At 33.2% G+C, this 14,566-nt stretch carries 13 protein-coding genes; 12 read left to right on the forward strand and 1 reads right to left on the reverse strand.

Annotated elements, in window-relative coordinates:
• The first annotated feature begins 91 nt into the window (after positions 1-91).
• From NSR03_RS05120 to ypdA, 4 genes are all read left to right on the forward strand, one after another.
• Entirely contained in the window at positions 92-1,057 is a 966-nt protein-coding gene (locus tag NSR03_RS05120) for a helix-turn-helix domain-containing protein (RefSeq protein WP_021339221.1), read from the forward strand.
• Positions 1,044-2,423, forward strand: a complete 1,380-nt coding sequence (locus NSR03_RS05125) for a RecQ family ATP-dependent DNA helicase (protein ID WP_002507558.1) — start codon at positions 1,044-1,046, stop codon at positions 2,421-2,423. Before NSR03_RS05120 ends, NSR03_RS05125 begins: the two co-directional genes overlap by 14 nt.
• Positions 2,424-2,571: 148 nt before the next feature.
• Positions 2,572-4,410, forward strand: coding sequence for an elastin-binding protein EbpS (ebpS, locus tag NSR03_RS05130; RefSeq protein ID WP_069820851.1), 1,839 nt, complete (start codon positions 2,572-2,574; stop codon positions 4,408-4,410).
• 194 nt (positions 4,411-4,604) lie between these two features.
• Positions 4,605-5,591: a bacillithiol disulfide reductase YpdA gene (ypdA, locus tag NSR03_RS05135; RefSeq protein ID WP_002507560.1), complete on the forward strand. Its 987-nt coding sequence runs from the start codon at positions 4,605-4,607 to the stop codon at positions 5,589-5,591.
• Between the two features lie 143 nt (positions 5,592-5,734).
• Here the strand turns inward: ypdA and NSR03_RS05140 are convergent, their stop codons facing one another.
• Positions 5,735-6,709, reverse strand: coding sequence for an asparaginase (locus NSR03_RS05140; RefSeq protein ID WP_021339219.1), 975 nt, complete (start codon positions 6,707-6,709; stop codon positions 5,735-5,737).
• Positions 6,710-6,787: 78 nt separating this feature from the next.
• Here NSR03_RS05140 and cmk point away from each other — a divergent pair, with 78 nt between their 5' ends.
• From cmk to NSR03_RS05180, 8 genes are all read left to right on the forward strand, one after another.
• Positions 6,788-7,447 carry a (d)CMP kinase gene (gene cmk, locus NSR03_RS05145; RefSeq protein WP_031265979.1) on the forward strand — a complete coding sequence of 220 codons (660 nt, stop codon included), beginning with the start codon at positions 6,788-6,790 and terminating at the stop codon, positions 7,445-7,447.
• A 307-nt stretch (positions 7,448-7,754) separates the two neighbouring features.
• Positions 7,755-8,936 carry a 30S ribosomal protein S1 gene (gene rpsA / locus NSR03_RS05150; RefSeq protein WP_002512432.1) on the forward strand — a complete coding sequence of 394 codons (1,182 nt, stop codon included), beginning with the start codon at positions 7,755-7,757 and terminating at the stop codon, positions 8,934-8,936.
• Between the two features lie 190 nt (positions 8,937-9,126).
• On the forward strand, positions 9,127-10,437 hold the full coding sequence (gene der, locus NSR03_RS05155; protein ID WP_021339217.1) for a ribosome biogenesis GTPase Der: 1,311 nt from the start codon (positions 9,127-9,129) through the stop codon (positions 10,435-10,437).
• An 18-nt stretch (positions 10,438-10,455) separates the two neighbouring features.
• The gene (locus NSR03_RS05160) at positions 10,456-11,454 is read left to right on the forward strand and encodes an NAD(P)H-dependent glycerol-3-phosphate dehydrogenase (protein WP_021339216.1); all 999 of its coding nucleotides are present in this window, start codon (positions 10,456-10,458) and stop codon (positions 11,452-11,454) included.
• A gap of 168 nt (positions 11,455-11,622) precedes the next feature.
• Complete coding sequence (locus NSR03_RS05165; RefSeq protein ID WP_002483248.1) at positions 11,623-11,895, forward strand: HU family DNA-binding protein; 273 nt, start codon at positions 11,623-11,625, stop codon at positions 11,893-11,895.
• A 330-nt stretch (positions 11,896-12,225) separates the two neighbouring features.
• The gene (locus NSR03_RS05170) at positions 12,226-12,795 is read left to right on the forward strand and encodes a hypothetical protein (protein ID WP_021339215.1); all 570 of its coding nucleotides are present in this window, start codon (positions 12,226-12,228) and stop codon (positions 12,793-12,795) included.
• A gap of 6 nt (positions 12,796-12,801) precedes the next feature.
• A complete protein-coding gene (locus NSR03_RS05175; RefSeq protein WP_002507567.1) occupies positions 12,802-13,503 on the forward strand; it encodes a demethylmenaquinone methyltransferase in 702 nt (233 codons plus the stop codon).
• A gap of 26 nt (positions 13,504-13,529) precedes the next feature.
• Positions 13,530-14,483, forward strand: a complete 954-nt coding sequence (locus NSR03_RS05180) for a polyprenyl synthetase family protein (protein WP_169926928.1) — start codon at positions 13,530-13,532, stop codon at positions 14,481-14,483.
• The last annotated feature ends 83 nt before the right edge of the window (positions 14,484-14,566 follow it).

Raw genomic sequence — 14,566 nt, forward strand, 5'->3', positions numbered from 1 at the left:
CAAAAATGCTACACTAATAGCACAATTATTATTGTAGTCACTGTACTAAGTTTTTTCAAATGTTTTCGTTTTATAAAATGAGGGAGTAAACATGTATAATATAATCCAATTTGCACAAACACATGCACACAATTACAAAACTGAAAAAAGTATATTTAATATTATCACAGGGAAAAAGTCACATCAAACTTTTTTTGATGCCTGTAGTCAACAACTCTTATCATTATATCACAGCATGCCTAACTTGAAATATCAGTCGTTCGAGCGATACCTCAATCAATTTAATGATCAACATAATAGCTATCAAAATATCGTTAATCATCCGAGACATACGTTTGATAGTTTAACCAATACATTTAAAGCCATACAATTGTTAACTCAGACCCTATCTAACACACAACATAAGGTCTATCAATTCGTACCTATTACTCAACATAGTACTGTACACCAACAAGTTAAATTTGTATATAAAGAAATTATAAGCAATCAATTACAAGAACAATTCGTTGCAGAACTTACAACATTATTCCAATCTATACTGAATAAAAATAATACAATATATATTCACTATTACCTACAAGGTTTTGAAGAAAGTATGTATACACGACAACAAATCAGTTTAATAGAAGACATACCACAAGAACACTTATTTGAATTAGAATTTACAGATTTGGTCACTTTAATGTACGAGATTGAGCACGAGTCTAACTATCCACTGTTAAACAAACTCATTGTGCTACCATCATTATTAAATAAAACAGAGCAAACTTACTTAGGTTTACAAAATGGATTAAACTTCGAACAACTGGCTGCACAACAAAATGTTAAACCTAATACGATAGATGATCATATTTTAGAACTATTTATAAAAGGCTACATATCGAATTATGAAGATTATTTAACACATTCAACTTATACTGATTTCATGACTTACTACATTTCACATCGTAGTGAGAGGCTACGCAATTATAAAGAAATATTTCCGGACCTCAGCTATTTTGAATTGAAATTGATTATCGTTGGAATTGAGAGAGGTGAAATCAATGTTGCAACATGAGCTGAAAAAGTGGTTCGGATTTGAGGATTTTAAACCTGGTCAACAAGAGATTATAGAAAGTGTATTGAACAATGAAGATACATTAGGTATTTTACCTACAGGAAGTGGTAAAAGTCTTTGTTATCAATTACCAACCTACATACGTCAACAACCGACACTCATCATTTCACCCCTCATTTCTTTGATGGATGATCAAGTCATGCAACTCAAATTACACGGTGAACATCATGTTTGTTGTATTCATTCAGGTATGGATGAAAACGAGAGAAAAAGAAACATTGAAGCACTAACAAAAAGTCGTTTTATCTATTTAAGTCCAGAATTTATACTCCAACCACAAAATTTTAAACTCATTAAAAATTTGGATATCGGCATGGTCGTATTAGATGAAGCACATTGCTTATCTGAATGGGGATATGATTTCAGACCTCACTATGCACTTATAGGTAAAATTATCTCCCGTTTTCCGACAGCAACCGTGCTTGCGCTTACAGCAACTGCACCGAATTATTTAACTTATGATTTAAACAATATGTTAAAAAAGTCTTTTCATGTTATTAAAACGAGTATGAACAGAGACAATATTTCTTTAGCACATAAAAATTTCAAAGATGATGAAGCTAAATTAAAATGGTTACTACCAGCATTAGAAAATTCAGGACCTACAATTATTTACGTTTCTTCTAAAAAAGTGTGTCTAACTTTAGCAAAAGAAATATATAATTATGGTTTTTTAACAGGAATATATCATGGAGATTTATCTTATCAAGAACGGCACACAGTTCAGCATCAATTTTTAAATAATGAAATACCTATCATCGTGGCAACCAGTGCATTTGGTATGGGCATTAATAAAAAAGATATACGTTCTATTTTTCATTACCACCTATCGACAAGTCCATCAAACTATATGCAAGAAATTGGTCGCGCTGGTCGTGATGGGGCAGACAGTCAAGCAATTAGTTTATTTCAACCTGATGATAGTTTTTTACTAGAAACACTATTATTTACGGATATGATGACCACTAATGACATAGATGCTTTTGAAACAGGTGCCTTTGTAACTCCGGACAAATTTGAAATATTAGAAATTTTAAATAGCTATTACTCATTTGCTGAGTTACGTACGATATTCGACAGGACCTATCAGCGAAAACGCCAAGGTTATATACGTATGCTAGGATACAAAAACCTAGACCAATGCCGACGCACTTATATGATGGAATTCTTTGGTGAAACGTTAAGTAAAAGACCTGATCAATGCTGTGATAATGATTCTGATTTAAATGTAATTAATTTAATTAATAGAAAAAAAGTAAAAAGAAAAATGGATTTTAATGAAAAAATACAAAATTTGTTTAAATAATAGACAAATACTTTACTTCACTTTTTCAAACAAGCTATAATACTACATATATACTAGCTTAATAGTAATTTTTTGCATAAAAAGTTATACATATTTACTTATTTTTAGGGTATAACAGTATATACTTAAATTAAAACAAGGAAGGATGATGAATTTGTCTAACAACAATTTTAAAGATGATTTTGAAAAAAATCGTCAATCCATTGATCCAAAAGAACATCAAGACAATGCAAAGGATTCCGTTAACGGTTCAGTTGACAACGTAAAAGAGGAAGTTTCTGATAAGACAGACGAACAATTCCCTCCTAGAAACGCTCAAAGAAGACAGCGCAGACGTGACACAGCAACAAATCAGAATCCAAATAATCAGCCTGAACAAGATAAAGGTGAAGTTCAAGGCGATGATCAATCACTACAAGATAATAACGCATCAGAAGCAGATTATGATAATAATAACTCAACAAAAGATCCTTCGAAGAATAATGATTTAAACCCCGAATCTACGAACAATCAAAATAACAAAGGAAACCAAAATGATTCCAACGAAAACGTTGAATCACAAAAAGATAATGAATCTAATAAAAAAGGTGCTGCTGTAGCTGGTGGCGCTGCTGCAACTGGTGCAGGTGCTTATGCTGCTGGAAAGCACAATGATAATAAAGATTCAGCAGAAAATGACTTAAATGATAATGAACAAAATATCAACAACTCTGATAACGAACGAGCAGACAAATCAGATGATGCTTCGCATTCAGAAAATGATAACAATAGTTCTAAGAAAAAGGGTGCTGCTGTAGCTGGAGGTGCCGCTGCCGCAACCGGTGCAGGTGCTTATGCTGCTGGAAAGCATAGCGATAATAAAGATGAACATAACCAAGATAACAACCAAGATAATAACAATAAAGCAACCGAGCAGAATAAAAATGAACAAGATATAGAAGATCAAGATAAAAAAGATCAAGATAAAGAAGGCTCTAAGAAAAAAGGTGCTGCTGTAGCTGGAGGTGCCGCTGCAACTGGTGCAGGTGCTTATGCTGCTGGCAAGCACAAAGGCAACAAAGACAATAAAGATAATCACAGCGAAAACGAAGCACAAGATAAAGATGAAAAGAACAAAGAAAAAAATGGTTCTAAGAAAAAAGGCGCTGCTGTAGCTGGTGGAGCAGCTGCTGCCGGAACAGGTGCTGCCGCAGCGGCACATTCTAAAGCTGGCGGTGGCAATGGCAACGGCGGTAATGGTAATGGCAACGGCGGTAATGGTAATGGCGGCAATGGTAATAATGGTGATAACAATGACGACGATAATAAGAAAAAGAAAAAAGGCGGTTTATTAGGTAAATTATTACCAATATTGGCTGCGATATTAATATTAGCTGCAATTGCTATTTTCGGTGGCATGGCTTTAACTGGCGATGACGAAGGTGACAAAAATAGCGATGACAAAAAAGTAGCTGATAATAAAGATAGTAAGTCTGATTCTGAAAAAGATAAAGATGAAGATAAAAAATCAGAAGATGATAAAGCCAATAAAGATGAAGACAAAGATGACTCATCTTCAAACTCAGAAGACAGCAATAGTGGTTCAGATTCTGCCAATTCTGATAGCGAAAACGCTGACCAAGCAAACAGTGATGCTAATTCTGATTCAGCTAGCAACGGTTCACAAGATGCAACAAATAGTACGCAAGACAGTCAAGGTCAAAGCGACCAAAACAGTCAGAGCGGTCAAGATCAACAAAGTGATCAATCTAACGCTCAAAGCAATTCATCTTCAGATCAATCACAAGCAACTAACAACCAAGATAGCGAACAAGCAAATAGTAACTCTGGCCAACAATCACATGTAGTCAATGGTCAAAATCTATATAGAATTGCTATTCAATATTATGGTAGTGGTTCTCCAGAAAACGTTGAAAAAATCAGACAAGCCAATAATCTACAAGGAAATGAAATCCATAATGGACAACGCCTTGTTATTCCACAATAGTTCATCATGTTATAAGTAAAAACCTATTAAACGACCAAACTCTTTAAATTAGTGAGTTTGGTCGTTTTTGTATTTAGTTTTTAAGATTAATAAAGCGTCAATATAATTTGTGCAAGAATATTCGATTTCTATCATTTGGTTTTTTCTAAACTACTGGTATAATATATTGGTGGTATAAGGAGGACAAATAAACTATGCAAACAGTTGAAAGTATAATTATTGGTGGCGGTCCTTGCGGATTAAGTGCTGCTATTGAACAAAAGAAAAAAGGTATTGATACTTTAGTTATTGAAAAAGGAAATGTTGTAGATGCAATCTATAATTATCCAACGCATCAAACTTTCTTTTCATCAAGTGATAAATTAAGTATTGGGGATATTCCATTTATTGTTGAAGAAAGCAAACCACACAGAAATCAAGCTTTAGTATATTACAGAGCAGTGGTTAAGCATCATCAATTGCGAGTTAACGCTTTCGAAGAGGTCCTCACAGTGAAAAAAATTAATAACCGTTTTACGATTACAACAACTAAAGATGTCTATCAATGTAGATTCCTTACTGTAGCAACTGGCTATTATGGTCATCATAATCATCTTGAAGTAGATGGAGCTGAGCTTCCAAAAGTAATGCATTATTTTAAAGAAGCACATCCTTACTTTGACCAAAATGTTGTAATTGTCGGAGGTAAAAACTCAGCTGTAGATGCTGCTCTAGAGTTAGAAAAGGCTGGAGCAAACGTAACAGTTATTTATCGCGGAGAAGATTATCCAAAAGCAATTAAACCTTGGATTCTACCGAATTTTGAATCTTTAGTACGTCATGAAAAAATTAACATGGCATTTAATTCAAATGTTACTAAAATAACAGAAGATAGTGTGTTTTATGAGCAAGGAAATCAAACAATTGAAATTCCTAATGATTATGTCTTTGCTATGATTGGTTATCATCCAGACTATGATTTCCTACAATCAATTGGTATAGATATCAATAGTAATGAGTTTGGTACTGCACCAGTTTATAATAGAGAAACTTATGAAACAAATGTCGAAAATTGCTATATCGCTGGTGTCATTGCGGCAGGCAATGATGCAAATACAATATTTATAGAAAACGGCAAATACCACGGCGGTATTATCACTCAAAGTATTTTATCTAAAAAACAAACACCACTTGAATCATAATAATATAACAAACTAGAGCGTAAGACAGAAATTAAATTTTTCTAATGACATTTTTGTCTCATGCCCAGCTCTGCAAAATCAATTAAAAAATGATGGTTCCTACGTTTAATAAAGTAGAAACCATCATTTCTTTTTTTAAATCATTATAACTGTGATTCGAAATATTTTTTTAACTGCTTAGCGTTTAATTGGTTACTTAAACCTACTAAAAGTTTAAGTCTTGCTTTCGGTCCATTTAATCCATTTGAAAAAACAACGCCTTTTTCAGCTAAGGTAGCACCGCCACCTTCATAGGCATAAATTGGGCCAACAATACCATTAAATGAGCGTGAGACAAGCACAACTGGTATCTCTTTATCTAAACACTTTTCTAGGCCTTCCAAACAAGTAGGTGGAAGGTTGCCTTGTCCTAGACCTTCGATAATAATACCATCAACTTGATGCTCACTATAAAAGTTTAATACATCATTATTCATACCCATATAAGCCTTTACTAAAGGAATGTTTAAATCATGGTTAATATCATTTAAAACTAAATGTTCGTATGGTTTATGGTGGAATTGAACACTATTTTTTGTCACTACGCCCAATGGTCCATGATTAGGACTCTGGAATGTATTCGTATTGGAGGTATGCGTTTTAGTCACATTTCGTGCAGTATGAATTTCATCGTTAAATACAACCATAACACCCATATCTGCTGCATTATCACTTGAAGCCACTCTAATAGCTGAGATAAAATTATATAAACCATCTGAGCCAATTTCATTTGAAGAACGCATAGCACCCGTAATTGTTATCGGTTTTGAAACATTTATAGTAAGATCTAATAAGTATGCCGTTTCTTCTAACGTATCTGTACCATGTGTAATAACAAACCCATCATAATTTTCATCCCTATTAGCATCTTCAATAATAAGCTTTAATGTTTCTACATACTTTATATTCATATGTGGGGATGGAACGTTAAATGGCGTAATTTCTGTTACATCAGCATATTGTTTAATAATGTCTTGATGGTTGGATATTGGATTGTCTGAATTTGTTACTACTTTATTAGTTTCATCTTGTGACATGCTAATCGTCCCACCAGTATGTATGAGAAGAAGTTTTTTCATATGGGCATTCCTCCTATTTATAACTTACATATTTATGATAAAATATTATACATAAAACAACAAGGAAGGTTTACTAAAATGAAATTAATTAATATCGCACTTGATGGACCTGCTGCAGCAGGGAAAAGTACAATAGCTAAACGCGTTGCTGCACAATTATCTATGATTTATGTAGATACTGGCGCAATGTATCGAGCTATAACTTATAAATATTTACAACAAAACAAGACTGAAGACTTCTCGCAATTGATAGATTCATCTGAATTATCATTAACATATGATGAAGAAAAAGGTCAGAGAGTCATTTTAGATAACTATGATGTTACTGATTTTTTAAGAGAAAATAATGTAACAAACAATGTTTCCTTTGTAGCATCTAAAGAAGCTGTGCGTACTTTTGCAGTTAAGAAGCAACAAGAATTAGCAGCTCAAAAGGGCATTGTTATGGATGGTAGAGATATCGGAACAGTTGTATTGCCAGATGCAGATTTAAAAATTTATATGATTGCCTCTGTTGAAGAACGTGCAATGCGTAGACAAAAAGATAATGAACAAAGAGGCATCGACTCTAATGTAGAACAATTAAAGCAAGAAATTGCGGATCGAGATAATTATGACATGACACGTGAAATTTCACCTTTGAAAAAAGCGGATGATGCAATTACGGTAGATACAACTGGTAAAAGTATTGAAAAAGTAACTGAAGAAATTTTATCATTAGTTACTGAAATTAAATAAAATAATAGTTTTTTTATAAATACAGCGTATTATAGTGCCGTTTCTTTTTAAATTGTGTAAAAAGGTTATATAATAACTAATGTAGGGTATATAAATAAGGTACATTTTTATATCAATTAGATCTGCATATATATAAATAAATGTAAATTTTAGGTAAAAATTTCAAAGCTTTAGTTAGCTATAAACCCTGATTTTACAACTTTTTAACAAATAGAATTTGAATTCCTATAATAAAGGGGAATTTCTTGACAATTCTGTCAGTTTATAAGATGTTATAATTATGTAGTGTAATAAGGAGGCAGACAAGATGACTGAAGAATTCAACGAATCAATGATCAAAGAGATTAAAGAAGGGGATACGGTTACTGGTGAGATTCAAGAAATTGATGAAAAACAAGTAATTGTAAACATTAACGGTGCTAAATTTAATGGTATTATCCCTATTAGTCAACTTTCTACGCATCATATAGACAACCCAGGTGATGCTGTCAAAGTTGGTGATGAAATTGGTGCATATGTTACAAAAGTAGAGTATGACGAAGAAAATGAGACAGGTGCTTATATTCTTTCTAAACGTCAACTTGAAACAGAAAAATCATATGAATTTTTACAAGAACAATTAGACAACAATAAAACGATTGAAGCTAAAGTCACTGAAGTAGTAAAAGGTGGTTTAGTAGTCGATGTTGGTCAAAGAGGGTTTGTTCCAGCTTCATTAATTTCAACAGACTTCATTGAAGATTTCTCTGATTTCGAAGGACAAGTTCTTAAACTAAAAGTGGAAGAACTAGATCCTGCTAATAATCGTGTCATTCTTAGTCGTAAAGCTGTAGAGGCATTAGAAAATGCAGAGAAAAAAGACGATTTATTAAATTCACTTAATGAAGGCGATGTTATCGAAGGTAAAGTTGCACGCTTAACTAACTTTGGCGCTTTTGTAGATATCGGCGGCGTAGACGGACTTGTTCACGTTTCTGAATTATCTCATGAACACGTTAAATCTCCAGAAGACGTAGTATCTATTGGAGATACAGTTAACGTAAAAGTAAAATCAGTTGATAGAGATTCAGAGCGCATTTCATTATCAATTAAAGATACTTTACCAAGTCCATTTGAATCAATAAAAGGTGAGTTTAACGAAGGTGATGTCATCGAAGGAACTGTTGTTAGACTAACTAACTTCGGTGCCTTTGTTGAAATTAAACCAGGCGTTCAAGGTTTAGTACACATTTCTGAAATAAGACATACTCACATCGGTTCACCAAGCGAAGTATTAGAGCCTGGAGAAGTCGTAGGTGTCAAAGTACTAGGTGTCGACGTAGAAAAAGAACGTATTTCGTTATCTATTAAAGCAACATTAGAAGCGGAAAATGTAGTTGAAAGTGATAGTGCCACTACGAAATCATACTTGGAAAGTGGTTCTGACGATGATGACAACCCTACTTTAGGTGATGTTTTCGGAGATAAATTAAAAGACTTCAAGTTTTAACGTATAAATTTAACACCAATTTTAAATCTTGTCCTAACATCTATTTAGGACAAGATTTATTTTTATGTAATCTCTAAAAACAGTTTTTTTAAAGCTAACCTAATAATATTAGTACAGATTAAATATTTCTTTTGATTTGCTTTCCCCTTATGATAGAATTATAGAGATTAAAAAAGAGAGGAAGTTAGTTATGACTAAACCTATAGTAGCAATTGTAGGCAGGCCCAATGTAGGCAAATCTACAATTTTCAATAGAGTCGTAGGTGAGCGTGTATCTATCGTAGAAGATACACCCGGTGTGACTCGAGACAGAATTTATTCATCAGGCGAATGGTTAACACATGATTTTAACGTCATCGACACAGGTGGTATTGAAATTGGTGACGCACCATTCCAAACACAAATAAGAGCACAAGCAGAAGTTGCAATTGATGAATCTGATGTCATTATTTTTATGGTTAACGTACGTGAAGGTTTAACACAAAGTGATCAAGTTGTTGCTCAAATGTTGTATAAATCAAAAAAACCTGTTGTTTTAGCAGTTAATAAAGTAGATAATCCAGAAATGAGAAATGAAATCTATGATTTCTATGCGCTTGGCTTTGGCGACCCTTATCCAATTTCTGGTTCGCATGGTTTAGGTCTAGGTGATCTTTTAGATGAAGTTGTCAAACACTTTAAAGAAGAAGAACCTGATCCATATGATGACGATACGATTCGCTTATCTATTATCGGACGTCCAAATGTTGGTAAATCTAGCTTAGTCAATGCAATACTAGGTGAAGAACGTGTTATCGTTTCGAACGTAGCAGGAACAACACGTGATGCAGTCGATACTCAATATACTTATGACGACCAAGACTATGTCTTAATTGATACAGCGGGTATGCGTAAAAAAGGTAAAGTATATGAAAATACGGAAAAATATTCTGTATTACGTGCCCTAAAAGCCATCGAACGCTCAAACGTTATTTTAGTTGTTATTGATGCTGATCAAGGCATTATAGAACAAGATAAACGCGTGGCCGGATATGCTCATGAAGAAGGTAAAGCTATTGTAATCGTAGTAAATAAATGGGATACAGTTGATAAAGAAACGAATACTATGAAAAAATTCAAAGATGAGGTTCGTAAAGAATTCCAATTCTTAGATTACGCTGAAGTTGCATTTGTTTCTGCAAAAGAAAGTCAAAGACTTAAAACGTTATTCCCTTATATTACACAAGCCAGCGAAAACCATAAAAAACGCGTGAAGAGTTCAACTTTAAATGAAGTAATCACTGACGCTATTTCTATGAACCCAACTCCGACTGATAAAGGTCGTAGATTGAACGTTTTCTATACTACGCAGGTAGCAATTGAACCACCAACCTTTATCGTTTTTGTAAATGATGTAGAATTAATGCACTTTTCTTATAAACGTTATTTGGAAAATCAAATCAGAGCAGCATTCGGTTTTGAAGGTACACCTGTGCATATTATACCTAGAAAGAGAAATTAATTATCGGAGGAGATATTCATGTCTAAAGTAACAGTCTTTGGTACAGGAAGTTTCGGTACAGCTTTAGCAAATGTTTTAGCTGAAAATGGACACCAAGTATTGATGTGGGGTAAAAATGAACAAACAATCAATGAAATTAATAAACAACACATCAATAGTAAATATTTAAAAACAGCTAAGATTAATGATTCAATCAAAGCAACATTAGATATTAAAGCTGCTATAAATTTTTCTGAAGTTTTTTTAATGGCATTGCCTACAAAAGCTATTAGAACAGTAGCAAGCGAAATTGATTCACTTTTATCAACTCCAAAAACATTTATACATGTAGCAAAAGGAATAGAAAATGATACTTATAAACGTGTCTCTGAAATGCTAGAAGATTCTATTTCAGCAGAACATAATGCAGGTATCGGTGTATTATCAGGCCCAAGTCATGCAGAAGAAGTTGTCATTAAACAACCAACGACAGTTGCTGCATCTTCTAAGTCACCTGAAGTAAGTAAATTAACACAAGACTTATTCATGAATGATTATTTACGTGTTTACACAAATGATGATCTTGTAGGCGTTGAATTAGGTGGCGCCTTAAAAAATATCATCGCTGTAGCAAGCGGTGTGATTTCAGGTATGGGCTTTGGTGATAATGCTAAAGCAGCACTCATGACAAGAGGTTTAGCTGAAATTAGCCGTTTAGGTGAAAAACTAGGTGCTGATCCTATTACTTTCTTAGGTTTAGGGGGCATTGGTGACTTAATCGTTACATGTACATCTACGCATTCTAGAAACTACACTTTAGGATTTAAATTGGGTGAAGGAAAATCATTAGACACAGCGTTAGATGAGATGGATATGGTTGTCGAAGGTGTGTACACCACAAAATCAGTTTATCATTTAGCAAAAGCGCAAGATGTTGACATGCCAATAACGAATGCACTTTACAGTGTATTATTTGAAAACAGACCTGTAGATGAGAGTGTTAAAGATCTTATGGGCCGTGGAAAAAAATCAGAATAATGAAGCATTATTACACTTTTTAACAAATATATAGCAATTTGTTGTTAAAATCCTATTATTTCAACGTTTTCTGCGCATAAATCATTGCAGTTGCAGTATTCGTTGTGTTAAAGTCATACCATAATGATATTAAGTATCATTATAAACCCTAGGGGAGGTGAATTCATAATGAACAAGACAGATTTAATTAATGCTGTTGCAGAGCAAGCTGATTTAACTAAAAAAGAGGCTGGTTTAGCTGTAGATGCAGTATTCGAATCAATTCAATCATCACTTTCTAAAGGTGAAAAAGTACAATTAATTGGATTCGGTAACTTCGAAGTACGCGAACGTGCTGCTCGTAAAGGCCGTAACCCACAAACAGGTAAAGAAATTGATATCCCTGCAAGCAAAGTTCCAGCATTCAAAGCTGGTAAAGCATTAAAAGACGCAGTTAAATAATTCTTTACTAAAACTAAAGCCCTTTTATAAGGGGCTTTTTCTTTTTTTATACACTTTTAATTTAAGAACGTTAAACAATTTGCATTTATTTATACTTAATATGATATCATTCGATATAACGTTGAAATAAATTAAATATTATAATTGTCACAGCGCTTAATATAAATTAAATTATACATACATAAGTCAAAATATTAATCGCTTCATCACTCTAAAAATGTATTTATACAAATACTTCATACATAAATATTTACCACTATAACTATCGTTGATTTTATTTTTCTCTATATAATGTTAATATGTATATGGATAATAACGTGAGGTGTGAACATGGAAACGACATTAAGCATATTAGAAAAACAAATTGTATATAGACTTAAAGGTATACATTATTATGAATCTATAGCTATTGATGAAAACTTAGCGCAAATTCTCGATTCATATGATATTCCTGAAGAAGCTAGATTGGCTTGCCTCACAATAGATACTGCGATGCGTCATTTAGACGAAGTTTCTACAACGTTATCGTCTAAAAAGTCTATTTTAATTGGTGACTTATTGAGCGCACATTTTTATACATTATTAGCAAAGTTAAACGCTCCAACTTATCAAAAAGAAATAAGTGCAGCAATCGTTGAAGTGAACGAAATGAAGTCGTCAATACATCACGGTGCACTTACTAAAGAGAACATCAGTCAATATATATTAAAAGTTGAAAACCTATTTCCACGTATTACAATTCAACATTTTGCTCCTGATGCCAATCTTGAATCACTCAATGATAAATTATTAGCGAACTTAGCTAAAAAACATCCTTCTTATTTAAGTAAATTTTCTAAAGATGAATTAATTACATTTTTAGGTGAAATAAAGACTGAAATACATTCAAAAAAGAGGTAATTAACTATGGCAGATAATAAAGCAAAAAAAGAACAAGTACATGACGTTTTTCAAAATATTTCTGGCAAATACGATCGCCTAAATAATATTATTAGCTTTGAGCAACATAAGACTTGGAGAAAACGGGTTATGAAAGAAATGAACGTTAAACCTGGTAGTAAAGCTTTAGACGTATGTTGTGGTACTGCTGATTGGTCTATCTCACTCAGTAAGGCTGTAGGCCCCACAGGCGAAGTCATTGGTGTAGATTTCAGTGAAAACATGCTCGAAGTCGGCAAAGGTAAAACACAAGATATGCATAATATACAACTTGTACATGGCGATGCAATGAATCTACCATTTGAAGACAATGAATTTGATTATGTAACCATTGGATTTGGTTTACGTAATGTACCTGACTATTTAGCTACACTTAAAGAATTATACAGAGTGCTTAAACCAGGCGGTATGGTTGTCTGTTTAGAAACTAGCCAACCTACAACACCAGTATTCAAACAAGGTTATAAACTCTATTTTAAATTTATAATGCCTATTTTCGGTAAAATTTTTGCAAAATCCAAAGATGAGTATGAATGGTTACAACAATCTACTTTTGATTTTCCAGATAAAGAAAAGTTAAAACGTCTGTTTACTCAAGCAGGTTTCAGTAATATAAAAATACGTAGCTTTACAGGTGGCGTTGCAGCGATGCACCTTGGCTATAAATAAAAATGAATCAACCAAAGGTGATTAACGTGTCAAAGTTAAACATGAATAGTGAAATAAAGAAAATCGAAAAGCGATTAGAACAATCTCTTATAAGCAATGATAAAGTACTAGAAGATGCTTCTTATCATTTGTTTTCTTCAGGTGGTAAACGCGTTAGACCTGCCTTTGTAATTTTAAGTAGCCAGTTTGGTAAAGAAATGAATGAGGATGTTTATCGTGTAGCTGTTGCGCTTGAATTAATTCATATGGCAACTTTAGTTCACGATGATGTCGTAGATAAGAGTGATAAACGTCGAGGAAGCTTGACTATAGCTAAAAAGTGGGATCAAAATACTGCTATTCTTGCCGGTAACTTTTTACTTGCATCAGCGCTTGAACATATTTCTAGCATTGAAGATAACCGTATTCATTCGGTGATTTCAAATGCCATCGTTGAAGTATGTATGGGGGAGCTATTTCAATTTCAAGATCAATTTAATGGTTATCAAACAATCACGAGTTATTTGCGCAGAATTAATCGCAAAACAGCATTACTGATACAATTATCTACAGAAGTAGGTGCGATTGCTTCTGGTGCTGATTTGAAAACAGTTCATAATTTAAAAATGATTGGTCATTATATTGGCATGAGTTTTCAAATTGTTGATGATATCCTCGATTTTACAAGTACAGAAAAAAAATTAGGGAAACCAGTTGGTAGTGATTTAATGAATGGTCATATCACTTTACCTGTATTATTAGAAATGAGAAAGCACCCAGAGTTTAAAGCACAAATACAACAACTTACTCCAGATACAGATCAAGAGACGTTTGACTATTGTATCCAGCGCATTCAATCATCTGATGTTATACAAGAATCACAAGTAATCAGTGATAAATATTTAGAAAAAGCATTAAACCTACTTGATCAATTGGAAAGCGAAGCTGCTAAACCTTTATTTAAGAAATTAATTAAAAAAGTGGGGAAAAGAAATTTATAATTACATGAAAAGCATTGAAAGCGCTTTAATTACCTGTTAATATATTAATGTATCTCAAAACATAATATTTTATTGATACATAG

It is taken from the genome of Staphylococcus sp. FSL W8-1207, from assembly GCF_038003745.1.
Taxonomy (GTDB): domain Bacteria; phylum Bacillota; class Bacilli; order Staphylococcales; family Staphylococcaceae; genus Staphylococcus; species Staphylococcus equorum.